Raw genomic sequence first — 23,606 nt, 5'->3', positions numbered from 1 at the left:
CGCGCCATAACGGTTGATTTTATTGATCTTTCATCGCTTTCGCGGCTGCGAAATTCGATTTGCTAATTCGCGTCATTAGCCCCGGTTATTTGCCCCCCGTGTTTTGCGTGTGGTTCCTCTGTTGGCAGATCGTGGCCATCCGGCCAGGGAGGACTGAATGCAACTGCCATTCGCGGGCGCCATCGACTGCGACACCCATCCGGCGGCCCCGTCCATCAAGAGCCTGCTGCCCTATATGACGCCTTACTGGCGCACGCAGCTCGTCGAACGCGCGCTGCATACGGTGAATTTCACCTTCACCAGTTCCAAGCCCAACGTGCCCCTGTCGCGCCGCGCCGATTGGCGCGCGCCGCTGGAAGAGGACGCCAACATCGTCCCGACCCTGCGCCAGGAATTGCTCGAGCCGTTCAAACTGCGCTTCGCCATCTGCAACGTGCTGCATGGCTCGATCGCTTTGTTCCATCAGGACATGGCCGCTGCGATCATCAGCGCCGTCAACGATTGGACGCGCGATCATCTGCTTGCCAACGATCCGCGCCTGCGCGCCTCGATCCTCGTCTCGCCGACAGATCCCGCCCATGCGGTGTCGGAAATCGAACGGCTCGGCGAGGATAAGCGTTTCGTGCAGATCCTTCTGCCTGTGATGGGCGAACTGCCGCTGGGACGGCGCATCTATTGGCCGATCTTCGAGGCGGCGCAGCGCCTGCAATTGCCGATCTGCATTCACGCCGGTAGCCTGCATCGCACGGCGACCACGGGCGGCGGCTGGCCCTCGCATTTCGTCGAGGATTACATCGCCCAATCGGCGGCGTTCGAAAATGTTCTCGTCAGTCTGCTGGCCGAAGGCGTGTTCCGTAAATTCGACCGGCTCACCTTCGTTTTGGCGGAATCCGGGGTTAGCTGGTATCCGGCGCTGTTGTGGCGCAACGATCGCATGTGGCGCGCCACGCGCCGCGAAGTGCCGTGGATCGAACGCGTGCCGCACGAAATCATCAATGAACGCGTGCGCTTGACCTTGCAGCCCTTCGACGGCCCCGAGGATACCGTGGCGATGAAACGGCTGATCGACCATTTCGATTCCGACCGCGTGATCCTGTTCTCGACCGATTATCCGCACGCCCATTTCGACGGTTTGAACGCGCTGCCCGATGGTTTGTCCGAAGCCTTGATCCAGCGCATCGCCATCGACAATCCGGCCGAGACCTATACGCGTCTCGCGCTCGCCACCGACACCGCCCAGCCGGTTGGAGCTTCCGCATGACCCTCACGCTTGATACAGCGGCGCCGGCCGCCGCCACGCCGGCGAAGCTCGCCACCGTCGATTGCGATCTGCATCCGACCCCGCGCTCGCCCAACGATCTGCTGCCTTTCCTGTCGCAACGCTGGCAGGCGCATATGCGCGACTATGGCCCGCACATCCGCCAGGGCATCACCGGCCAGGAAATCCATCCGCGCATGGACGGCCGCGGCATGCGGCTCGATGCCTTCCCCGAAACCGGCCCGGCTGGCTCGGACCTCGGCCTGATGCAACGCCAGCATCTCGATGCCAACGACATCGGCGCCGGCACCTTGATCGCACTCGGCACCGCCGTCAGTGACGAGCGCAATCAGGAGTATGGCGCGGCGCTGTCGCGCGCCGTCAATCAATGGCAGTTGGCCGCTTGGGTCGAACCCGATCCGCGCCTGCATGCCGGCATCATCGTCACCCAGGAAGATCCGGCGGCGGCCGTTGCCGAAATCGACTATTGGGCGGCCGACAAGCGTTTCTCGCACATCATGCTGTCGCCGAAGCCGATCGAGCCCTTGGGGCGGCGGCGCTATTGGCCGATCTATGAAGCGGCCTGCCGCGCCGGCCTGCCTGTGGTCTTCCATCCGGTCATCCCCGGCGGCGGCCATGCCTCGTCGGGCATCGGCTGGCCGACCTTCTACATCCAGGATCACTACACCTCCGGCCCGCTCTACCAGAACATCGCCATGAGCCTGGTGTTCGAAGGCGTGTTCGAGAAATTCCCCGATCTCAAAGTGGTCTTCGTCGAAGGCGGCTTCACCTGGGTGCCGCATATGACCTGGCGTTTCGATCGCCAGTGGGAGCGCATGCGCAGCGAAGTGCCGCACGTGAAGAAGAAGCCTTCAGAATACATGCGCAACAACACCTGGTTCACGACGCAGCCGATGGAAGAATGCCGGACGCCAGGCCAGTTGCGCGAGATCATCGAATGGATCGGCTTCGATCGCATTCTCTATTCCAGCGACTATCCGCACTGGGATTACGACGACCCCAAATATGCGTTCAAACTGCGCCTCAGCGATGAGGAACGGCAGATGATCTTCTCCGGCAACGCGCGGCGGGCTTACAGACTATGACGGCGTCCCAGGTGATTTCCCATATCGACGACTTTCCGCCCAACACGCGCAAGGTCGTCGAGGTCAACGGCCGTTCCGTCGTCGTCTTCCGCGTCGAGGATGAATTCTACGCCTTGTTGAATCGCTGTCCGCATGAAGGCGCGGAACTCTGCAAGGGCCGTCTCGGCGGCCTCGTCGTCTCGTCGGAGCCTGGCGAATACGACATGACGCAAGACAATCAATTCCTGCGCTGCCCGTGGCATGGCTGGGAATTCGATATCAAGACCGGCCAATCCTATTGCGATCCCAGAAAGACGCGCACGCCCCGCTATGACGTCGCCGTCAAGAGCGGCGGCGCCTTGCAGGAGGGGCCCTACAAGGCCGAACCGATCAAAGTCTCACTCGATGATCTCTACGTGGTTGTGCACTGCTGAGGGGGCAGCGCACAACTAAGGCCTAAAAGGGAGGAAGTTATGCAGGCGCAGCCCATCAACGTGGCCGACGTTGTCGCCACGCAATCCCGCAATGCTTTGGTCACCCGGCTGATCGTCATTTCGACGCTTCTGATGCTCGTCGACGGTTTCGATCTGCAAACCATCGCTTTCGCCGCTCCCTCCATCATCGCCGACTGGAAGGTCGATCGCTCGCTGTTCGGCCCGGTTTTTTCAGCCGGCCTCGCCGGCCTGATGGTCGGCAGCATTCTGTTTGGCTATCTCGGCGACCGCCTCGGCCGCCGCCCGACCATTCTGCTCGCCATCGCCATCGTCGGTATTTTCACCACGGCGACGATTTTCGCGTCTGACCTCAAACATCTTCTCGGCCTGCGCTTCCTCACCGGCATCGGCGTCGGCGGGCTGACGCCGATCTGCTATGCGCTGTGCATCGAATATACGCCGCCGCAGCGGCGCGGCTTCATCATCGCCGTCATCATGTTCGGCTATGTCTTGGGGTCGAGTCTCGGCGGCCTGCTGGCGGCCTGGATCATTCCTTCCTATGGCTGGCACGCGGTGTTCATCGCCGGCGGCATTCCCGCGCTGCTGTTGCTGCTGGTCGCCTATCAGTGGATTCCGGAATCGCTGGAATTCCTCATCCGCCGCGATCCCCGTTCCACCCAGGCGGCCTCCATCGTCAGCGCCATCACCGGCCGCCCCGTCCCGGTCGGCACGGCCTTCACCTCCAGCCAGGACGCCCAAACCGCCGCCGACACCAGCGTGATCGCCATCGTCCGCTCGCTGTTCTCGCCGGACCTGCGCCTCAGCACGGCGGTGATCTGGCTCGCCTATATCGCGAGCTCCTTGACCATGTTCTTTCTGATCAGCTGGATGCCGGTGCTGATCGAATCCTTCGGCCGCAACGTCTCGGAAGCCGCCATTGCGCTGACGATCCTCTCGCTGGGTGGCGCCTGCGGCGGACTGCTCGCCGGCCATATCGTCGATCGCTACGGCGCGCTCGGCCTGATGATCATGCCGCTGATCGCCGGCCCGATCGCCGCCAGCCTCGGTTATATCAGGCTCGACACCCTGTTCTATCTGGTCGTCGTCTTCGTCACCGGCTTCTTCGTCGTCGGTTCGCACCAGGGTCTCAACAGCACGGTGGGCAAGCTCTATCCGAGCGAACGGCGCGCCAATGGTGTTGGCCTCGCGCTGGCAGTAGCCAAGTTCGGCGCCATCTTTGGGCCGCTACTCGGCGGCCTCTTGATCGCCGCCAAAGTCGATCGCAGCACTTTGTTTCTGGCCACGGCTTTGCCCGAGATCGTCGTCTTCCTCTGCTTGCTCATCCTTGGCAGCCGGCGACGCGCAGCGGTCTCCGAGCCGGCATTTCAGGCGGCCACACCCATTCTCGACAAACGATAGCTGACCGGCATTGCGAGCGAAGCGAAGCAATCCAGGGGTCACGATGTAGGATCGTGGACGCATATGTAACTGAGCCACCGGCATGTGCTGATGCCCTACCACGCGCCCCTGGATTGCTTCGCTTCTCGCAATGACGGCCCAACGATTTCGCTGAACTCCTACCGAAGGACAAAGCCATGGCCCGCTCCTATCCGGTCAATCACTGGTATGCGATCGCCACCTCGGCGGAACTCACCGAAAAGCCGCTGGCACGCACAATCTGCAATACGCCCATCGTCATGTTTCGCGACAAGGCCGGCGCGGTCGCCGTGCTGGAGGACATCTGTCCGCATCGCAAGGCGCCGCTTTCCTCGGGCTTCGTCGTCGATGGCGCGATCGAATGCGGCTATCACGGCGCTCAGTTCGACGCTCACGGCCGCTGCATCCATATCCCGAGCCAGGATGTGATCCCGCCGCGCGGCATGACGGTGACGCGTTTCCCGGCACTGGAGCGCCACGACATGATCTTTGCCTGGATCGGCGATGATAAGCGCGCGACACCGGACGGCATTCCCGACATCTGGAGCGCCAATACCTACGCGGACTGGACGGCGGTGCATGGCTATCATCACGTCAAGGCCAATTACCTCCTGGTTCTCGACAACCTGGCCGACCTCACCCATCTCGCCTTCGTGCATCGCTCGACCATTGGCGCCAGCGGGCGCACCGGCTGGTTCAACAATCCGCTGCGCGTCACCATCGAGGGGGACAGGGTGCACAGCTCCCGCACCATGCGCGATATTTCGCCTTCGGGCTTCATGCTGATGACCAGCCGCTTCGCGCCGACCGACAAGATCGATCGTTTCCAGACCTCCGACTTCTTCGCCCCGGCCTTCTTCACCGTGGTGCTCGGCGGCGAACACGCGGGCACGCACGAGGAGATGCAACGGCCGCATCACATTGTACTTAATTCCGTGACGCCCGAGACCGAGGAAACCAGCCATTATTTCTGGTCGGTCTGCCGCACCGTCGCGCTGGACGATCAACACATCACCGACGAAATGTACCGGCTGACCCGCCTCGCCTTCGACGAAGACGCCGACATGCTCGAACGCCAGCAGCAGGCGATCCGCGCCGATCGCAGCGGCCGGCCGCTGATGAATTTCCAGGGCGATCAGGGTGGCGCGGCGATGCGCAAGGTTATCGCCCGTCTGATCGAAGCGGAAACGGAGGAACAGGCGGCCTGATCGTCGTTCACGCTACGCCTCCTCCCGCCAGAGAAAGGCGGCCAAAGCCAGAAACAGAAAGGCTGCGCCAAAACAGACGAAAGCCGCTTCGATAGAGTCGAACCAAAGCAGAGAGCCGCCGAGGATGAGAGCGAAAGCTTTGGCGAACAAGGTACCGATCACGCCGCGCCGACAGTCGCGATGATCGGCTGTATCACAGGTTGTCGGCGTATCGGGCGACTCGTGGGCATTCATCAGGCCATGTTCCGGAGCAACGCGTTAGGCCATCGCCTCTTGCCCTCGAACGACCGGTCTCTCAAGTGATGCTATATTAATTATGTTAAGCGATCGCGCCGCTTTCCGTCTCGCGCGGCACGTCATCGGCATGCGGCAGGACAACGGCAACCTGCAGCCCTTTCGGCTCACGCTGGCGCAGATCGATACGGCCGCCGTGTCGTCTGATGATGTCCTTGGCGATCGACAGCCCCAAACCGAAACTGTCTGGCTCGGCCGAGCGCGCATCGTCTGCTTTGAAGAACGGTTCGAACACTTTGTCGTGCAGCTCTTCGGGAATGCCGGGGCCGTCATCGCTGACGGCGATATCGATATCTCCTGATGGCGCGATCGACAGTTGAACGATGACCTCGCTGCCGACCTTGGTGGCATTCTCGACGATATTGGTGATCGCGCGCGACAAAGCACGCGGGCGCCCTTGATAGGCCATTCTGGCCGGCCCTTCGAAACGGACGGTATAGCCGACATCGGAAAATTCCGAGCAGATCGTTTGCAGTAAACTGCAAAGATCGATGCGTGACGCCGTCTCCGACTGAGAATCGTCGCGCAGAAATTCCAGGGTCTCGTCGATCATGCGGCCTATTTTGACGAGATCGTCCAGCATGCCGGCGCGCAGCCCATCCTCTCCCACCTTCTCGGCGCGCAACCGCAATCGCGTCAGCGGCGTCCTGAGATCATGACTGATGGCCGCCAGCATCCGCGTGCGATTGTCGATGAGCGTTTGGATGCGCGCCGACATGTCGTTCAGCGCATCGGTCACGCGCACGATTTCGCGCGGCCCTTTCCGGTCCAGCAGTTGATAGGCCGACGGCGACTGACCGAAGGCCGATGCCGCGCGGGCAAGCTGTTTGAGCGGCGCGATGATCCAGCGCAGCGCATAAATCGAAATCAGCAAAACGGAAATCATCACGATCATCAGCAACAGCGCCGATTTGGTGATAACATGTGGCAACAGGCTCGGTTCGAAGGCCGTCCCAAACACCAGGGCATGTTTATCATCCAGCCGCACGATGATCTGCCCGGGACGCCCATGGGGATAGCGAACGCCGTCGAGAACCTCGACGCCAGGCTCCATCAGCACGCGCCGCAAGACGAGGCGCGACCATAGCGAACGCCCCCCTTGCTCGATCGGCGCAAGCTCGTCCAGCGTCACACGCTTAACGGACAGCTCGCTATGCTGAAACGACTGCTCGATGAGAGCGATCTCCTCATCGCTCTTGGCCGCCTTGATCAGTTTCGATATTTGCGCGATCCGCAAGCCCAAGAACGGCGGACTTCCCGGATTGGGCGGCGGACCGATCATAAAAAACAAGATCAAAGCGAAGGCGATGAGGCCGAGAAAAACGGAAGTGGCAACGACGACCCCGATCTGGGCGGTGATACTGCGCGGCGTCAGGCGATCCGGCCAACGCATCAGACGACATCCACTTTCGGCGAGAACAGATAGCCGCCGAGCCTGATCGTTTTGATCATCGACCGGCCCTTCGGATCAGGCTCGATCTTCTGGCGGATGCGGCTGATGTGAACGTCGATGCTGCGTTCGATGGAATTTGCGAGACCGCCGTGCACGAGTTCGATCAACTGTTCGCGCGACATCAGCTTGCCCGCATTCCGGCACAGCGCCAGCAGCAGGTCGAATTCGACGCTCGTCAGCGTAATCTGCAAGCCGGTGGGATCATGCAGCTCCCGCGTCATCGGATTGATCGACCAGCCGGCGAAGGAGAGCGTGCGCGATTGCAGGCCGATGGAGATGGCGAACGTTTCCGTCCGGCGCAGCAGCGCGCGCACACGCGCGACAAGCTCCCGCGAGCTGAACGGCTTTGTGATGTAATCATCGGCGCCCAGCTCAAGACCGAGGATGCGATCGATCTCCTCACCGCGCGCGGTGACCATGATGATGGGAATGTTCGAACTGGCGCGCAGGCGCCGGCAAATACTCAACCCGTCTTCGCCCGGCAACATGATATCGAGCAGGATCAGATCGTAGCGATCTTGCAGCAGGCGCTGATCCATCAGTTTCGCCGAACCGACGAAGGCGGCCGAGAAGCCGTTCGCGTCCAAAGTTTCCGCCAACATGCGCGCGATCTCCGCGTCATCCTCGACGCAGAGTATTCTTTTGCCTGCCTGTGCGGAGGATGGCGTGGACACGAGAGACGTTGCCTGACTTGGCTGTGGAAGGGTTATAGCACATAAGCCCTGAGCCAGTCGTAGTCCTACAAAACGCTGCGACGCAACCACCAGTACATTTCTTAATATTTCTTAACACGGCACGCGACTGGCCCGCCGTACACTCGCGTCTACGCACTTTCGAAGAAACCTCACCAAAAATCTCGGACGCATATCGGACGCCTCGGTGCTCCCAGCGAACGGCATTGGCATGTCGGCAAGACCAGATCGCATGAACCTTGGACACGAACTCGAATCCACGAAGTCCGCTCTTGTAGCCCTCATCCTGTGCTTGGTTCGGACGATCGAGGAGACGGACGAAAGCTTCGGCGCACGATTTATCCGCCGGCTGAATCAAACAGCGCAGACACTGGCCGATGACGGCGCCGACATTTCCGAACTCGAAATCTTCGCTTTGGTCGAAGAGCTGCTGGACCGCCCCGCCAGCCCGCCCCGACAGGCCGCTCCCCTGCAAAAGCCTGACTGAGACCAATGTCGTCCCGGCGCCGCAGCCATCTGAATGCAGGAGAAGTCATGTGGAGCCGCAAGTGGAACCGCAAATGAAGCCGAAACTGCGTTGGCAGGACGGCGTCACGGCCATTCTCATGCATGGCGCGGCCGACGATGCGACCTGCGTTTTCCGCATCTCCGATCGCTACGCTACATCGATCGGAACGATCTGCATCTGCTTTGGCGGCTACCTGATCGCGGGCCTGCGGGGCTATATCACCCAATATCCCAGCGGCTGGTATTGCCTCACGGCGAACGGCCTGCGGCAGCGTGATCAGCGGCTCAAATGACCGGCATGCTGTACGCGATCACGCTTGCATGGCATCCGCTTGATGTCCGCGACGAGCGGGATTTCCTGATCTATCTCGGCTCGTTCGTCATCATCGGAACGGTCACGGCCGCGGCTTTGATCACAGCCTATCGTTCCACGCGGGACTGACGGTTCTATCGGCGTCGGCCCGGCTTTCAAGCCCTACAAGCCATGTCACAAAACGGCGAGGCGCCCGCCCGCTGCATGTACATTTGGTACCGCCTAGTCTACTACCTTCAGCTTCACACTAAAATACACACAGCAATGGGGATGCCACGCGATGGATTTCTCGACCATGGTTTTGACGATGTACACCGCGGTCGACGACAGCCCGGCGAATGACGAACGCATTCTCGGCATCGCCGTCGAACAATCCCTGCTGGCCGCCGAGCTTGGCTACAATCCCTGGTTCACCGAACATCATTTCCGCGGCGCCTGGCACAGCAATCCGATCCAGTTCGCCGCCTATATCGCGCCGCAGATCGGCCCGGATCGCTATCTCGGCTTCGGCGTGCTTTCGATCCCCTATTACCACCCCGTCCGCCTGGTCGAGAGCATGAACCAGCTCGATCAGCTCACCAAGGGGCGCACGCTCTATGGTCTCGGCAGCGGCTTCGCCGGCCTCGAACCCTTAGGGATGGGCCTGACCGCCGAATACCACAGCTCGGGCAAGGCGGCGGAAGACGCGCTGGTGACCATGGAACGCCTGTGGGATTTCAAGACCGGCGATCCGGACCTGATCATCGACACGCCGGTCTATAAAGGCACGGTGCGCCGCCGCGTCACGCCCGCGCCTTATCGCAAGCACCATCCGACCGTCATTCGCACCGCGAGCCGCGATGCCTCCGTCATCAAGGCGGCGCAACGCGGCCTGCCGGCCTTCCTGGGCACGTTCGGATCCGAGTCACCACTCGAAGACCAGATCCGCATGTATCGCGAAGCGCTGATCGCCGCGCAGCATCCGCAGCCCGTGATCGACGAATGCCAGCGCTGGTGCACTTGCGACTGGCTCGCCGTCGTCGTCGCCGACACCGAGGAAGAAGCCCAGGCACGCGCCCAATTGGCCCGCGCCGAACATCTCGCCATGCGCCAGAAATACATCAGCGAGCATGGTCCGCTGCACGGCCCGGTCGTTCACAAGAAGGCGAACGAGTCGACACCCAATGCTTATGCCGCCGGCGGCGACATGCACGAATTGATCGCCGGCACGCCGGATATGGTCGCCAAACGCGTGCAGGAGCTCGCCGATCTCGGCATCAATCATCTGCTGGTGCGCTTCCTCGGCGAATGGCCGGGCGAGACGCGGTACATTTCCGAAGCCTCCATGCGCTTGTTCGCACGCGAGGTCATGCCGCGCTTCACCAATGTCGTACCGCACAAGCAGGTGCTCGACCCGATCAACTGATCGGGTCGTCTCATCTTTAAAGATCCAGCGCCTGTTTCAGGAAGATGTCTTCCAAGGCGCAGGGCTTGGGTGTCAGCCCCTGTTCGCAGAGATAGCGCGCCAGCGTCTCCAGAACAGTTCTGTTTCTCTTGATGCCATAGGGCATCGGATCGCTCTGCAAAAGCGGTCCGGCTGAGGCATCGAGCGCGCTGGTCTGCCAGGGCTCGGCCATTTCGATCATTCGGCTTTGCGTCAGAGCTTTCGCGCGCTCGAAGGCCTTCAGGATGTTCAGGCCGAGCCAGGGATTTTCTTCCAGCAGGGACCGCCGCACGACCAGCGTGTGATTGATCGGAAAGATGCCGGTGTCCTTAAGATAATTCTGCCCCTCACGCAGATTGTCGGCGAAAATCGGCCCGATGTTGGCGTCCTGCGTGATGTCGATACGGCTGCGATCGACGAGGTTTTTGTCTGTGAGATAAAGCAGCGTCGCATCGAGCTCGCCCTTGACGAGCATTTCGCCGATATTCGTGGTCGATGGGATTTGCTGGATGCGCACCCCTTGCGGCGGCTGGAATCCGGTCGAACCGCCATGGCTCTTGCCGGGCACGCGCTCCATGAACCATTCGACGTCGCGCTGATCGAGGCCATAGCGATCCTTGAAAATGCCGCGCGACCAGATCGCCGAGGTCTGCTGATATTCCGGCACGCCGACGCGTTTGCCGACGAGATCGGCCGGCGTGACGATGCCGCGATCGAGCCGCTTGAATCCCCACGTCTGGAAGAAACTGCGCATCGTGAAGACCGGGATGGCGACCCAGGTGCGATCGCCCTTGGACGCCGCGATCATCAGCGAGGAGATCGACATTTCGGAAATATCGAACTCGGCATATTTGAGCTGACGCCAGAACATTTCCGAGGGATGCAGAACCGTGGTGCGCACGTCGACACCGTCGATCGTGATCCGCCCGTCGATGATTGGCCATGTGCGTGGATTGTCGGAGATCGCCAGACTGGCGACGAGTCTCGACGGCTTATTATTGGCCCCCATGGGGCGTCTCCTCCCGTTTGACTGTTATGGATTTATTGCAGTGGGCTGACGGTGCAATGGATCGCGCCGGGCAGCCCTTTGCCAACGAGACACTGGAGCGCCGTGTCCGTCTCGGCCAGCGGAAACGTATGCGTGCTCAGCTTGCGCAGATTGTGCCGATCCGCCGCCAGCATGGCGAGCGCATGTTCCACCGCCTGATAGCTATGGCCGCGTACCCCTTTGACGGTGAGATATTGCGCGACGATCCGATTGGCATTGAAGTTGGCAACCGGATTCTTCAGATGGCCGCCCAACACAACGCGCCCATAGCGGCGCACGAGATGAAACGACGCTAGAAAGGACGCTTCGACACCGGCGCAATCGAGAACCAGGTCGGCCATCTGGCCGCCGGTGAGTTCAGCGACGGTCTCCAGCAGATCCTCGTCACCCAGTTCGATCGTATGATCGGCACCGAGCAGTTTCGCCATCTGCAAACGCGCACGATCGTTCGGCGTCGACAGTCCGGTGACGATGACCTTGGCGGCGCCCGCCTCTTTGGCGGCAGCGACGCAGGCGAGGCCCTGCTGGCCCGGCCCCTGAATGATCACCGTCTCGCCCGGGCCGGCACGACCTTGCAGATAGGTCCACTCGATCCCGTTGGCCACCGGCAGAGCCAGCGCCGCGTATTTCGGATCGAGACCTGTTGGAACGCGATGGAAGACGGTGTTGGGATGCAGATACTGCGCCTGCGCATAGCCGCCCCACAGGCCCGGATCGCGGCCGAGTTCCGTCGCGCCGTAGCGCAAGCCGCCGGACCGCCATTCGGTGGCGCGGCATGAGCGAAACTCGCCCGAACGACAAGCCGCGCAATGGGTACAAGGGATATACTCTTCCAGCGCGACGAGATCGCCTTCGGCCAGCCCCCAGCGGTCGAGGCTCGAGCGGCTGGCGCGTTCGATCCAGCCAACCGTTTCATGGCCGAGAATGACAGCGCCGCGCTGTTTCGGAAATGTCTGGTAGAACTCCCAATCGCTGCCGCACACGCCCGTGACCGCGACTTTCAACAAGCCGCCGTCGAGCGCTTCCGAAGGACGCGCGACTTCCCGCAGTTCGATCTGCCCCGGCGCCGGTGTGACCGCGGCAAGAACGCTGGACGCTGTCATCGCCATCACACGGTGACCTGCGGCTGTCCCAGCTTGGCGATGAGTGCTTCCTTAGCGCCTTGCTGGAAGGCCGCGTCCTTCGGCAGCAACAGAGCGGCGGAACGGATTTTCTGATGTTCCACATCGACACCCGGCGGCAACGTGCCTTTTTCGGCGAGCTGCTTGGCCGCACGCATCAGCCGGTGCCGCGCCATGATGATACCGTTGTCGGTGCCAACCAGATTTTCCTTGGTTCGGTCGCAGACGGCGCCCATGCTTTCCTGCAAGGAAGCATCCTGCACGGCAATGCCCTCGATGCCGCTGAAATAGCGGCCTTCGCGCTGCGCCACGCGATCCATCAGGTAGTTGTTATGCTTGTTGGCGAGCGGCGTGAACGTGCCGGGCACATATTTCACATGAATGCCGAGACCACGGCGCATCGCATCGCGCTCCGCATGAGTCAGATCGCGCGCCGGATGATAATCGTAACTCCACACCCAGCAATTCTCGTCGTCGATGGGAATCCAGAAGTGGCCGTGCATCGGATGATCGCCGCGCGGCGGCACCGCCGTATAGCTCGGCATCACCCAAGGCGTGATGCGCCAGTAGTAATTGTCGTTCTCCGCATTGCGGCGCGCACCGATGAAGAGGCCGCCGGCGCTTTCGACCACTTCGAAGACCGGCGACAGATCGCCGAAATTATATTTGTTGCCGCCGGCGCCCTTGATCAGCGGATCATGTTCGAAATCGCCGCGATGCAGCCAGGACGAATGGCTGGAATCGATGCCGCCCTCCATCCCCTGCAGCCAGTTCGATTCCTGCAACCGCTTGCTGACGAAACGCTGTTCGTCGCGCACCACGCAGAATTCGAACTCCGGCAGTTCGGGCTGGCGTTCCGGCGGCCCCAGATAGGTCCACAGAATGCCACCACGCTCGACCAGCGGATAGGATTTCAATTTGACCTTCTTGGCATAGCCGGATTCTTCCGGCTCGGAAGGCACATCGACGCATTGGCCGTTCACGTCGTATTTCCAGCCGTGATAGGGGCAGCGCAGGCCGCAGTCCTCATTGCGGCCGAACCACAGCGAGACGCCGCGATGGGCGCAGAATTCATCGACGAGACCGAGGCGGCCTTGCGAATCCCGGAACGCCAGCAGACGCTCCGACAGCAGTTTCACGCGCACCGGCGGGCCATCCGGCTCCGACAGCTCGCTCGCCAGCAGCGCCGGAATCCAATAGCAGCGGAACAAATTGCCCATCGGGGTGCCGGGCCCCGTGCGCGTGATGAATTCGTTTTGCTCTTGCTTCAGCATCGACACACCCCGAGGTGACCTCCGGCGATCGGAGGGGACGTTTCCTGGGATGGGTATGGGCGCGGCGACGCGTCGTCACAATCGAGCCAGCCGCAAACAGAGTTATAGCCAAAGGCTATAGCAGGCGGGCTGAGACGGGCGACCTATAGCAACTGGCTATATGAATCTGTGGGCCCAGCGGGGTTTTCGGCGCATTTCCCCCTGCTAAAGATTTTTCGCATTCAAAAATGCAAAAATTCAAAAAGGGAGGAAACGCCCCGTGTCCCGTAAAGCTCTGGCCGTCGCCGCGGCAAGCATCTGCATCGCCTCAGGCCTCACTGCCGTGCGGGCGGACGAGTCCGAGGCTGCCCGTTTCTACAAGGGCAAGCAGGTCAACATAATCGTCGGCTCGTCCCCCGGCGGCGGCTATGATCTCTACGGCCGGCTGATCGGGCGATATATCGCCAAATATATCCCCGGCAGTCCGCGCGTCGTCGTCAACAACATGCCCGGCGCCGCCAGCGTCGTCGCGCTGCAGAATATCTACAACATCGCCCCGAAGGACGGCACCGTCATCGGCGCCGTCTATCCGCAAGCCATCATGGAGCCCTTGCTCGGCGATCGCGGCAAGGCACGCTATGACGTCAGCAAGCTGAACTTCGTCGGCAGCGCCAACAGCGAACTCTATGTCTGCATCGTGCGGACGGACACCGGCGTCAAATCCCTCGACGATTTCCTCGGCAAGGACATTGTCGTCGGCGCCAGTGCTTCGGGCGGTTCGACCCACGATTTCCCGAACCTGCTCAAGGATGTCCTGGGCGCGAAGTTCAAGGTCGTCAGCGGCTATCCGGGCTCGAACGAAATCGCCCTCGCGGTGGAGAAGAACGAAGTCAACGGCGCCTGCGGCATGGGCTGGTCCAGCGTCGCCTCCACCCGTCCGCAATGGGTCAACGGCAGCGACGTCAAAGTGATCGCGCAGGAAGGCATTTCCTCGGCGAGCGAACTCGACAAGCTGAAAGTCGAAATGACCATCGCCCGCGCCGGTGACGATCAGCAGCGCCAGGTCATGAACATGTTCTACGCGCCGCTGCGTTTCGGCCGCCCCTTCGTGATGGCGCCCAATGTGCCGGATGACCGCGTGGCGGCGATCCGCGCCGCCTTCATGGCAAGCCTGAAGGATCCCGATCTCCTGGCCGAAGCCAAGAAGATGAATATCGATGTCGAAGGTCTCGACGGCACGGAGATGCAGAAGCTCGTCACCGATCTGTTCCAGGCGCCGCAGGACGTCGTCACCAAGGCGCGTCAGATCATCGGCGCACGGATGTAGGCGCAGCCGTCATTGCGAGAAGCGCAGCGACGAAGCAATCCAGGAGCAAATGGTAGGACGCCCGGAATGCCTGAGCGCAGGCAATTTCCATGGCTCTACTCTTCGACTCCTGGATTGCTTCGCTGCGCTCGCAATGACGGGTATTCCGCCACAGTCCTACAGATCGGGAGGGCGCCAGCCAAAAACATCGTCCTTGATGTTGGCGTGAACGAGCTGCTTCAAGAGATCGCGCAGGCCCTCGAAAGCGCGTTGCTTGATCGCCGAGTTGACGACCAGCCCCATCGTCATGCTGAGCACCGGATCGACGACGCGGCGAAAGCCGAACTGCCCCGAGCGGATCGCATCGATATACAAAGCTTTCGGCACGACGGCGCAAAAGCCCTGGCCTTCGATCATCGCCCGCTTGGCGTTGGCGGGCTCGACCTCGAGCTTGATTTCCAGATGCAGCTTGCGCTTGAACGCCACTTCCTCGATCCGGCGGCGCGTCGCATGGCTGCGCGGATCGAGCACCAGAGGGAAGCGCGCGATCTCGTCGAACGGCACATCGCCCGCGCCCGTATCGACCAGGCTTGAAATGCCGACCAGGACGAGATCCTCCGAATAGAGAGGCACGGTCACCAGCGTCTCATTGTTGATGACGCGATAGCACAGCGCCGAGTCCAAGCGCCCGCGCGAAACAAGATCCAACAGTTCGTCGCTGGAGCCTTGCTGCACCTGAATGCTGAAAGGCGGATGGGATTGCGCCGAAACCGTCAGCAGTTGCGGCACCAAGGTCACACCAGGGGTGGGCGTCACACCGAGCGAAAGCGCATAGCCCGTTTCGCCCAGAACCGCCTTTTCGGCGCGCTCCATCGCGGCCAGCAACTCACGTGCATGCGGCAGCAGCCGATCGCCGGCCTCCGTCAGCGCCACGCCGCGCGCCAGGCGGCGGAACAGGGGCTGATTGGCCCAAGCCTCGACTTCCTTGATCCGGCTGCTGAGCGAGGGCTGCGAAATCCCCAGCTCACGCGACGCGGCGACGAAACTTCCCGCCTCGGCGACTTTGACGAAATATTTCAGGTGCCGGATATCCAAACGCGTTTCCTCGAAATGCAGGCCTATTTTACCGTGACGGACGACGCGGGCTAGGCCCGATCAACCGGCCCTCGAAGCAACGTCAGCCAACCACACGCCTATCATGCCTTGACCTTGCCGCATTAATGCACGAGATATTTCTCCATGGGGGCCGCGATCTCCCCATGAGGCGACAGCCCAAGTATCGCGTCCAGGGTTCGCACATCTGGTGCGAGGACGCGTCATGCACTTGATCACGAACTCTGCCACTCGAATTGCAACCGCTGATGCAGCCCGATGCGAGCCTTCGGCTTTGCACGGCTAGTATCTCGATGGTGGAGAAAGCCATGAGTTATGAAATCGAACGCCGCGACCTCCTCGGCGCAGGGACGCTACTGGCTGCGACAGCCAGTGTCGCTGGAATTGGTGAAGCCATGGCGCAGGGATCCAGCCCCGCGTCTGTAAGCCGTACCCTCTCCTACGTGCCCAAGCCTCTGTCGGTAGATCCGAAGAACGTCAAAGGTATTTCTGAGAAAATTCTCGTGAGCCACTACGAGAACAACTATGTAGGCGCCGTCAAACGTCTCGGCACAATCGCAACCCAACTGGCTGAGCTCAATTTCGCCAAAGCCCCGGGATTTTTGATCAATGGCTTGAAGCGTGAGGAATTGATCGCGGCCAATTCCATGATCTTGCATGAAAGCTATTTTGATAGCCTTGGCGGATCGGGTATCGCGCATGGCAACCTGGCGGAAGCCATTGCCCGCGATTTCGGCAGCTTGGAACGCTGGCACGCCGAATTCTCGGCGATGGGCAAAGCCGAAGGAGGAGGATCAGGCTGGGTGATTCTCGCCTATTCACCGCGCGACAAACGGCTGATCAACCAATGGGCAGCCGATCACACCACGACCTTAGTAGGTGGACGACCGGTGGTCGTGCTCGACATGTATGAACATGCCTACCACATGGATTACGGCGCTCGGGCGGCGGGCTATGTCGACGCCTTCATGGAAGCCATCAATTGGGACAATGCGCAGAAGCTCTACGACCGATACGCTCGCGAAAGCTGAAGCACCTTCCAGCCGGGCATCCGGCCGCTTTATCGGTCGGATGCTAAGCAGCTCAAGCTCCTGTCCAATCCATAGATTGACAACAGGCCATGGCTGGAGTTTAGAGTGATCTCAGGGGAAGCGATCTCCCCTCCAGGCGACATGCCCAAGTATCGCGTCCTGATCAACATGATCACGAAGGGCGTAGTATGTCGTCATATACCTCGATTTCCCCAGAGAAGCTGGCGCGCCTGATTGGCACGCCAAAATGCCCGTCGCTGATCGATGTCCGCGCGGACGAAGACTTTGCCGTCAATCCCAGCCTCATTCCTGGCGCTACGCACCGTAGGCACAGCGAAATCGAACGCTGGACCTCCGAGACAACGGGTTCCTCCGTCATCGTCATTTGCGACAAAGGCCAGAAACTAAGCCAGGGTGTAGCGGCTTGGTTGAGACAAGCAGGAGCAGCCTCCGCCGAAGTTTTGGAGGGCGGCTATCAAGCGTGGATCAAAGCCAAGCTGCCGGCGGTGCAAATAGCTAAATTGCCAGTTGTCGGTGCTTCAGGCCGAACGCTGTGGGTTACGCGCGCACGTCCAAAGATCGATCGAATTGCCTGCCCCTGGCTGATCCGGCGTTTTATCGACCGACGCGCGGCATTCCTATTCGTTCCACCTTCGGACATCGCAGGGGTCGCGGAGCAATTCGGCGCAACGCCCTTCGACGTTGAAGGTGTTTTCTGGAGCCATCGCGGCGAACTCTGCACATTTGATATCATGCTCGCGGAATGGGGGCTCGCCACGGCGCCGTTGCAAAAACTGGCCCAGATCGTTCGTGGCGCCGACACGGCGCGTCTCGATCTCGCGCCAGAAGCCGCCGGCCTGCTGGCGGCTTCGCTCGGTTTATCGCGCATGTATACCGATGATCTGGAGCAACTGGAGGCAGGGCTTCAGCTCTACGACGCTTTCTATCGATGGTGTCGCGACGCCAGCGACGAAACGCATAACTGGCCCTCGAACAAGGCTGGAGCCTGATATGGACGCACATGTCGAAGCGAAGGCCCACGGCCACGGCATATCGATGTCCGAGGCTTTCTGGGTATGGCTGCGGATCGCGGCCCTCAGTTTTGGCGGGCCGGCCGGACAGATTGCGGTCATGCATCGCATTCTCGTCGAAGAGAAACGATGGATTTCAGAGAGCCGTTTCCTGCATGCCCTGAACTACTGCATGCTCCTGCCCGGACCAGAAGCCCAGCAACTGGCGACCTATATCGGCTGGCTCATGCATCGAACGCTGGGCGGCATCGTGGCTGGAGGACTATTCATCGTCCCTGGCGTCATATCGATCATGGCGCTGAGTTACGTCTATGCGCTGTTGGGAAACGTAAGCCTGATCGCGGCCTTCTTCTTTGGCCTTAAGGCGGCGGTTCTGGCCATCGTGATTCAGGCCGTCGTGCGTGTCGGCAGACGCGCACTCAAGAACCGCACGATGCAAATTCTGGCCGCTGCGGCCTTTATCGGCATCTTCTTTTTCGCCGTCCCCTTTCCAATCATTGTCCTTGCGGCTGGCGTCATCGGCTTTTGGGGTGGACGTTCAAACTTCGCTGACTTCTTTAGCGGGACAGGCCACGGAACGGCGAAGGACCAAGCAGATCAAGACAGCCTGCTCGGTGACGAATTGCCCGAACACGCACGTCCTCGCATGCGAGAAACATTGAAGGTGACATCCGTTTGGTTGCTGCTGTGGCTCATTCCCGTGGCATGGCTCCTCGCGACGCTCGGCCCGGACAATGTTTTCAGTCAGATCGCCATCTTCTTCAGCAAGATGGCGATGGTGACGTTCGGCGGAGCCTATGCCGTCCTCGCCTATGTCGCGCAACAGGCTGTCGAGAACTACGGCTGGCTCAAGCCAGGCGAAATGCTTGATGGTTTGGGTATGGCGGAAACGACGCCCGGCCCGTTGGTCATGGTCTTGCAATTTGTAGGCTTCATGGGCGCCTATCGCGCACCCGGTAGCCTGCCTCCGCTCCTGGCCGCCACTTTGGGGGGCTTGCTCGCCACCTGGGTCACGTTCATCCCGTGCTTTCTCTGGATATTCCTAGGCGCGCCTTTTATCGAACGATTGCGCGGCAATAAGGCTCTCGCCGGAGCACTGTCCGCGATTACGGCGGCAGTCGTTGGCGTCATTCTCAATCTGGCAATATGGTTCGCGATCCACTCGATCTTTCACGCCACCGTGCCTGTGCAGTGGCTTGCGTTCTCTTTTGACGCACCCGCGCTCACCAGCATCGATCCCTGGGCGCTTGTTCTTTCAGTTGCCGCGGCCTTCGCGATCTTCCGCTTGAATGCTGGCATGCTGACCACGCTCGCCATTTGCTCTCTTGCCGGCATCGGCCTGCATCTGGCCGGCTTGATCCACATTGGCGGAGGGAGCTAGACCATGCCCCGATTGCCAAGATCGATCCGCGCGCTAGCCTTCTTGCCTGTTCCACTGGCGGCTCTGCCGCAAACGGACGGCTATCGTCAATTGACTGGGATGCAAATTCGCCAAGCTTTTACAGGCCGATCATTTACGGACGACACGCATTTCAACTTGCGTTACCTGCCCAACGGGCACGTAGAGGGCGCGAGCATGGGGAGAAAGGTTCGTTTCAAATGGCGGGTGATCGGGAACGAGCTTTGCCTCGACGAAGGAAAAGGCGACGCCTGCTACACCGTTCGAAAAAAGGGGCAGGCCATCAGCCTTAAGCTCCAGGATTCCGACATCGCTCTGGATGGCTATCTCCGATAGCGCCCCTAAACATACAATGTAGAAATGGCGTCCCGGAAGGGATTCGAACCCCTGACCTACGGTTTAGGAAACCGTTGCTCTATCCTGCTGAGCTACCGGGACGGACGCGGAGAACCACGGGGCATGCTGTTTAGCACAGGAGCGGCAAATGAAAAGTTGCGAGCGGCCGTCTTCGCGCTCGCGCTGCTGTTTCCGCCGCTTGGTTTCGCCACCGCACAAACCGGCAAGCCGCCGCGCTCTACCCCAGAATCCCCACAGGAAGCCTGCGATCGCCCCGTGGGCGAGCCCGTCGACGTCACCGACGTCACCGCCCATCTCGAACTGAAACTCGCCGACAAAAGGCTCATCCGCATCGCCGGCATCGAGCCAGCGCGCGCCACCCCGTCCGATCCGCAACTGGCGGAAAAGGCGCGGGCTGATCTGGCGCTCTGGACGGTCGGCGCGCAGGTGGCTCTCACCGCGCTTGATCCGGCCGTCGACCGCTGGGGCCGGGAGCGGGCACGCGCCTTCCTGGCGCCCGAACAGCTGTCACTCGCCCAGGCCCTGATCGAGGCCGGCTGGGCGCGGGTCGATCCGCTGAGCGAGACCAGCCCCTGCCTGAAATCGCTTCTTCAGGCCGAGGCCGGCGCGCGGGCCGACCAGCACGGCCTGTGGGCCGATCCAGCCTATGCGCCCCTCGATCAGGCGCAAGACCCTGACTTTTCTAGCGTCGCGGGGCGCATCGCCCTGGTGTCCGGCGTGGTGGCCAACGTCAATGCCGGACGGGCCCGAACCTTCATCAATCTCGGCAGAAATCGGCAAAACTCGCTTACTTTGACCGTTTCGGCCCGAAATCTGAAGGCTTTCACGGCCGCCGGGCTCGACCCTAAGAGCCTGACGGGCAAGACGATCCAGGCGCGGGGCCTGATCGACACCCGGTTTGGCCCGCGGATGGAACTGCACGCGCCCGGCGCCCTCGAAATCCTCAAAGACGCCGCCAGCGACGGTTGGCACCCGGCGGTCCCGGCAACACCCAAGCCCTGACGAGCCTTAACGTCGCGCCTCATAATCGCGGCTTGGCTGCGGTTCCCCCAGCCACTATGGTCCGCCGCATCGCAGCCGGCGGCGCATCGCACCTGCCGCTAAAACCATACAATCGCCCCGGATGCTGTTTCAGAGCCAGCCGTTCATCCTGATTTTCATGCCGCTGACCCTGGCCGCCTATTGGCTGGCGGTGTCGAGCGAGCGGCTGCGCCATTACGCTTTGATCGCCGCCTCGCTGGTGTTCTACGCCTGGTGGGATGTGCGTTTCCTGCCGCTGCTGCTCGGCCAGATCGGCCTCACCTGGCTGTTGGCGCGCTGGTCGAACAAGGGCGGCCGCCTGCCGGTGATCGTGCTCGGCATTCTCATCAATCTCGGCTCGCTCGCCACCTTCAAATATCTCGACTTCCTCATCAACTCCCTCGATGCGATCACCGGCTGGCACTTGCCGCGCTCCGGCCTGATCCTGCCGATCGGCATCAGCTTCTTCTCGTTTCAGCTCATTTCCTATCTGGTCGATCTGCGTCGCGGCGATGCGCCGCTCTATCCGCTGCGGCCGTTCGCGCTGTTCGTGCTGGTGTTCCCACATCTGATCGCCGGGCCGATCGTGCGCCACAACGAGCTGGTGCCGCAATTCTCGCTCGATCCGCGCCGGCCCGGTCTCGCGCAGCGCTTCGCCATCGCCGGCGTGCTGTTCACCTTGGGTCTCGCCAAGAAAGTGCTCGTCGCCGATCAGCTCGGCCCCGTCGCCGACCGGCTCTATGAAAAGGCGACACATACGGCGCTGACTTTTGGGGAAGCCTGGACGGCGGCGCTCGCCTTCACCTTTCAGCTCTTTCTCGATTTCTCCGCTTACACGGAAATGGCCATCGGCATCGCCTTGATGTTCGGCCTGCTGCTGCCGGAAAACTTCAACCGGCCCTATCTCTCCACATCACTGCGCGACTTCTGGCGGCGCTGGCATATCTCGCTGTCGAACTTCATCCGCGACTATCTCTACATTCCCCTGGGCGGCAGCCGCCACGGCGAGCTGCGCTACGTCTGGGCGACGATCATGTCCATGGCGATCTGCGGCCTGTGGCACGGCGCCGGCTGGACCTATGTGGTGTGGGGCGTGTGGAACGGCGTCGGCCTCGTCATCTGCCGCTATTGGCAACGCTTCGGCCGGCCGATGCCGACATTGCTGGCCTGGTTCGTCACCATGCTGTTCGTCATCGTCGGCTGGGTGATTTTCCGCGCTATCGACTTCACCTCCGCCGGCTCGATTCTCGCCTCGATGGTGGGGGCCAACGGTTTTACCGGGCGGCTTGAAGCCTGGCGCATGATGCTGGTCGCCGCCGCCATCGCCACGCTCATTCCATCAGCCCATCAGTTGAAGGAGCGCTATATTTTTCCGAGCGTGCTGCTCGCCATCGTCGTCGCCGTCATCGCCGTCATCTGCGTCCTTGAAATCGGCAAGGGCGCGCCGACGCCCTTCATCTATTTTCAGTTCTGATCATGCTCGACACGCTGCGCACAGGATTGACGAACTGGATCGCTGCCAAACGCGGCGACGCCGAACGTGATGCGGCCGACGGCGCGCGCTGGCGCCGTTTCGGCAAGGCGCTGTTTGGCACGTTTATCGGCGGGCTCGCCGCCTGCTCAGCCTTCATCCTGATCGTCGACCCCTATCAGGTGGTGCCGTTTTCGCCACCGATGCCGCGCCCCAACATCGACACCAGCCAGCGGCATTTCTATCCGGCGATCATTCGCCACGGCAATTACGATTCGATCATCGTCGGCAATTCGATGATCCGCCTGTTCGATCCCGACCGGCTCGACAAGACCTTCGGTAGCCGCCTCGCCAATGTGGCGATGAATGCGGCGACGCCCTGGGAACAGATGCAGATGGCCGATCTGTTCCTGCGCGTCAAAGGTCCGCCGAAAGTGATGATCGTCGGTCTCGATCACTGGTGGTGCGACGAGCGCGCCGATCAGCCCGATCGCAAGCTCACCATCCGCGCCTTCCCCGACTGGATGTTCGACGACAATCCGTGGAACGATTTTCTCTATCTGTTGAACGGCAAGACCATCGAGACGGCGGCCCGCATCGTCATGACCAATCTCGGCCATGGCCGCATCCGCCTGCAGCCGAACGGCTTCAGCGTCTATACGCCGCCCGACGACACCTATGATCTCGCGGCCGCACAACAGCGCATCTGGGGCGATCGCCCGCATGTCATCACGCCGGTGACGCCACCCGTCGTCCTCACCGAGGCGGAACGCACCGCGTTGCGCTTCCCGGCGCAGGATTGGCTCAATGCCATTTTGAGCCGCGAGGGCGACCGCACGCGCACCGTGCTGATCTGGCTACCAACCCACATCTCGACCTTGCCGGCGCCCGGCTCGCGCGACGCCGCGGTGGAAGCCGCCTGCAAGGCCGACATGGATGCGATCGCCCGGCGCCATCAGGCCACCGTTATCGACTGGCGCATCGATTCCGCGCTCAACCGCAACGACGCCACCTTCTGGGATCCCTATCATCACAGGCTCCCTGTCGCTCAGCGGATCGAGGACGATCTGGCGACCGCGCTCGCCGGCAAGGATGCGGCCGACGACGGCGCCTGGACCGTGCGCGTGCGCGGTCGCTAGACGCACGTCGAAGCCTTGGTGTCATCCCGGACACGCGCAGCGTGATCCGGGACCCAGGGGCGCGTGGTAGAGCCTGCAATCCCAGCGGTGAAGCGTGTTCGCAATCAACCAAGGTTTCGTCACATGCCCCTGGGTCCCGGATCACTTGCTGCGCAAGCGTCCGGGATGACACCGAGAGCGCGCCTGACGAGCAATCAAATAGCCGCTTCGACG

Annotated in this window: 24 protein-coding genes and 1 tRNA gene; 17 read left to right on the top strand and 8 right to left on the bottom strand. The window is 61.5% G+C overall.

Annotation, left to right across the window (positions count from 1 at the left end; genetic code table 11):
* The first annotated feature begins 157 nt into the window (after nucleotides 1-157).
* The 5 genes from OIM99_RS07675 to OIM99_RS07655 all read left to right on the top strand — a co-directional run bounded on the left by OIM99_RS07675 (nucleotide 158) and on the right by OIM99_RS07655 (nucleotide 5,422).
* Nucleotides 158-1,261: an amidohydrolase family protein gene (locus OIM99_RS07675; RefSeq protein WP_311849742.1), complete on the top strand. Its 1,104-nt coding sequence runs from the start codon at nucleotides 158-160 to the stop codon at nucleotides 1,259-1,261.
* Nucleotides 1,258-2,364: an amidohydrolase family protein gene (locus OIM99_RS07670; RefSeq protein ID WP_311849741.1), complete on the top strand. Its 1,107-nt coding sequence runs from the start codon at nucleotides 1,258-1,260 to the stop codon at nucleotides 2,362-2,364. Before OIM99_RS07675 ends, OIM99_RS07670 begins: the two co-directional genes overlap by 4 nt.
* Nucleotides 2,361-2,777, top strand: a complete 417-nt coding sequence (locus OIM99_RS07665) for a Rieske (2Fe-2S) protein (protein ID WP_311849740.1) — start codon at nucleotides 2,361-2,363, stop codon at nucleotides 2,775-2,777. Before OIM99_RS07670 ends, OIM99_RS07665 begins: the two co-directional genes overlap by 4 nt.
* 39 nt (nucleotides 2,778-2,816) lie before the next feature.
* The gene (locus OIM99_RS07660) at nucleotides 2,817-4,196 is read left to right on the top strand and encodes an MFS transporter (protein WP_311849739.1); all 1,380 of its coding nucleotides are present in this window, start codon (nucleotides 2,817-2,819) and stop codon (nucleotides 4,194-4,196) included.
* A 176-nt stretch (nucleotides 4,197-4,372) separates the two neighbouring features.
* Nucleotides 4,373-5,422 carry an aromatic ring-hydroxylating dioxygenase subunit alpha gene (locus OIM99_RS07655; RefSeq protein ID WP_311849738.1) on the top strand — a complete coding sequence of 350 codons (1,050 nt, stop codon included), beginning with the start codon at nucleotides 4,373-4,375 and terminating at the stop codon, nucleotides 5,420-5,422.
* Nucleotides 5,423-5,434: 12 nt separating this feature from the next.
* Here the strand turns inward: OIM99_RS07655 and OIM99_RS07650 are convergent, their stop codons facing one another.
* From OIM99_RS07650 to OIM99_RS07640, 3 genes are all read right to left on the bottom strand, one after another.
* The gene (locus OIM99_RS07650) at nucleotides 5,435-5,656 is read right to left on the bottom strand and encodes a hypothetical protein (RefSeq protein WP_311849737.1); all 222 of its coding nucleotides are present in this window, start codon (nucleotides 5,654-5,656) and stop codon (nucleotides 5,435-5,437) included.
* An 85-nt stretch (nucleotides 5,657-5,741) separates the two neighbouring features.
* On the bottom strand, nucleotides 5,742-7,109 hold the full coding sequence (locus tag OIM99_RS07645) for an ATP-binding protein (RefSeq protein ID WP_311849736.1): 1,368 nt from the start codon (nucleotides 7,107-7,109) through the stop codon (nucleotides 5,742-5,744).
* Nucleotides 7,109-7,843 (bottom strand): response regulator transcription factor, encoded by a 735-nt coding sequence (locus tag OIM99_RS07640; protein WP_311849735.1) that lies wholly within the window; start codon nucleotides 7,841-7,843, stop codon nucleotides 7,109-7,111. Before OIM99_RS07640 ends, OIM99_RS07645 begins: the two co-directional genes overlap by 1 nt.
* Before the next feature lie 250 nt (nucleotides 7,844-8,093).
* Between OIM99_RS07640 and OIM99_RS07635 the strand changes: the two genes are divergently transcribed.
* The 4 genes from OIM99_RS07635 (at nucleotide 8,094) to OIM99_RS07620 (ending at nucleotide 10,086) form a co-directional block, all read left to right on the top strand.
* Nucleotides 8,094-8,348 carry a hypothetical protein gene (locus OIM99_RS07635; protein WP_311849734.1) on the top strand — a complete coding sequence of 85 codons (255 nt, stop codon included), beginning with the start codon at nucleotides 8,094-8,096 and terminating at the stop codon, nucleotides 8,346-8,348.
* A 73-nt stretch (nucleotides 8,349-8,421) separates the two neighbouring features.
* On the top strand, nucleotides 8,422-8,661 hold the full coding sequence (locus OIM99_RS07630; protein ID WP_311849733.1) for a hypothetical protein: 240 nt from the start codon (nucleotides 8,422-8,424) through the stop codon (nucleotides 8,659-8,661).
* A complete protein-coding gene (locus OIM99_RS07625) occupies nucleotides 8,658-8,810 on the top strand; it encodes a hypothetical protein (protein ID WP_311849732.1) in 153 nt (50 codons plus the stop codon). Before OIM99_RS07630 ends, OIM99_RS07625 begins: the two co-directional genes overlap by 4 nt.
* Nucleotides 8,811-8,961: 151 nt before the next feature.
* A complete protein-coding gene (locus OIM99_RS07620) occupies nucleotides 8,962-10,086 on the top strand; it encodes an LLM class flavin-dependent oxidoreductase (protein ID WP_311849731.1) in 1,125 nt (374 codons plus the stop codon).
* A gap of 16 nt (nucleotides 10,087-10,102) precedes the next feature.
* On the opposite strand, the gene OIM99_RS07615 is transcribed toward OIM99_RS07620, so the two are convergent.
* From OIM99_RS07615 to OIM99_RS07605, 3 genes are read right to left on the bottom strand one after another with little or no spacing between them, the layout of a single operon-like run.
* Nucleotides 10,103-11,113: a hypothetical protein gene (locus OIM99_RS07615; protein ID WP_311849730.1), complete on the bottom strand. Its 1,011-nt coding sequence runs from the start codon at nucleotides 11,111-11,113 to the stop codon at nucleotides 10,103-10,105.
* Nucleotides 11,114-11,145: 32 nt separating this feature from the next.
* Nucleotides 11,146-12,255, bottom strand: coding sequence for a zinc-binding dehydrogenase (locus OIM99_RS07610; protein WP_311849729.1), 1,110 nt, complete (start codon nucleotides 12,253-12,255; stop codon nucleotides 11,146-11,148).
* 5 nt (nucleotides 12,256-12,260) lie between these two features.
* Nucleotides 12,261-13,547 (bottom strand): Rieske 2Fe-2S domain-containing protein, encoded by a 1,287-nt coding sequence (locus OIM99_RS07605; protein WP_311849728.1) that lies wholly within the window; start codon nucleotides 13,545-13,547, stop codon nucleotides 12,261-12,263.
* A gap of 259 nt (nucleotides 13,548-13,806) precedes the next feature.
* Here OIM99_RS07605 and OIM99_RS07600 point away from each other — a divergent pair, with 259 nt between their 5' ends.
* The gene (locus OIM99_RS07600) at nucleotides 13,807-14,853 is read left to right on the top strand and encodes a hypothetical protein (protein ID WP_311849727.1); all 1,047 of its coding nucleotides are present in this window, start codon (nucleotides 13,807-13,809) and stop codon (nucleotides 14,851-14,853) included.
* 156 nt (nucleotides 14,854-15,009) lie between these two features.
* On the opposite strand, the gene OIM99_RS07595 is transcribed toward OIM99_RS07600, so the two are convergent.
* Entirely contained in the window at nucleotides 15,010-15,927 is a 918-nt protein-coding gene (locus OIM99_RS07595) for a LysR family transcriptional regulator (protein WP_311849726.1), read from the bottom strand.
* A 413-nt stretch (nucleotides 15,928-16,340) separates the two neighbouring features.
* Here OIM99_RS07595 and OIM99_RS07590 point away from each other — a divergent pair, with 413 nt between their 5' ends.
* The 4 genes from OIM99_RS07590 to OIM99_RS07575 all read left to right on the top strand — a co-directional run bounded on the left by OIM99_RS07590 (nucleotide 16,341) and on the right by OIM99_RS07575 (nucleotide 19,742).
* Nucleotides 16,341-16,976, top strand: a complete 636-nt coding sequence (locus OIM99_RS07590) for a Fe-Mn family superoxide dismutase (protein ID WP_311850369.1) — start codon at nucleotides 16,341-16,343, stop codon at nucleotides 16,974-16,976.
* Nucleotides 16,977-17,164: 188 nt separating this feature from the next.
* On the top strand, nucleotides 17,165-17,986 hold the full coding sequence (locus tag OIM99_RS07585) for a sulfurtransferase/chromate resistance protein (protein WP_311849725.1): 822 nt from the start codon (nucleotides 17,165-17,167) through the stop codon (nucleotides 17,984-17,986).
* A 1-nt stretch (nucleotide 17,987) separates the two neighbouring features.
* The gene (gene chrA / locus OIM99_RS07580) at nucleotides 17,988-19,388 is read left to right on the top strand and encodes a chromate efflux transporter (RefSeq protein ID WP_311849724.1); all 1,401 of its coding nucleotides are present in this window, start codon (nucleotides 17,988-17,990) and stop codon (nucleotides 19,386-19,388) included.
* A 3-nt stretch (nucleotides 19,389-19,391) separates the two neighbouring features.
* Nucleotides 19,392-19,742, top strand: coding sequence for a hypothetical protein (locus tag OIM99_RS07575; protein WP_311849723.1), 351 nt, complete (start codon nucleotides 19,392-19,394; stop codon nucleotides 19,740-19,742).
* 25 nt (nucleotides 19,743-19,767) lie between these two features.
* Here OIM99_RS07575 and OIM99_RS07570 read toward each other — a convergent pair.
* Nucleotides 19,768-19,844, bottom strand: a tRNA-Arg gene (locus OIM99_RS07570).
* Nucleotides 19,845-19,865: 21 nt separating this feature from the next.
* On the opposite strand from OIM99_RS07570, the gene OIM99_RS07565 reads away from it, so the two are divergent.
* The 3 genes from OIM99_RS07565 to OIM99_RS07555 all read left to right on the top strand — a co-directional run bounded on the left by OIM99_RS07565 (nucleotide 19,866) and on the right by OIM99_RS07555 (nucleotide 23,393).
* The gene (locus tag OIM99_RS07565) at nucleotides 19,866-20,765 is read left to right on the top strand and encodes a thermonuclease family protein (protein ID WP_311849722.1); all 900 of its coding nucleotides are present in this window, start codon (nucleotides 19,866-19,868) and stop codon (nucleotides 20,763-20,765) included.
* Between the two features lie 121 nt (nucleotides 20,766-20,886).
* Nucleotides 20,887-22,257 (top strand): MBOAT family protein, encoded by a 1,371-nt coding sequence (locus tag OIM99_RS07560; protein ID WP_311849721.1) that lies wholly within the window; start codon nucleotides 20,887-20,889, stop codon nucleotides 22,255-22,257.
* 2 nt (nucleotides 22,258-22,259) lie between these two features.
* Nucleotides 22,260-23,393 (top strand): hypothetical protein, encoded by a 1,134-nt coding sequence (locus OIM99_RS07555; protein ID WP_311849720.1) that lies wholly within the window; start codon nucleotides 22,260-22,262, stop codon nucleotides 23,391-23,393.
* Nucleotides 23,394-23,606 lie beyond the last annotated feature (213 nt).

The organism is Methylocella sp. CPCC 101449 (genome assembly GCF_031921685.1).
Lineage (GTDB): Bacteria > Pseudomonadota > Alphaproteobacteria > Rhizobiales > Beijerinckiaceae > Terripilifer.
Note: the sequence above shows the minus strand (reverse complement) of the source record. Positions and strands in the feature narration are given on the sequence as shown.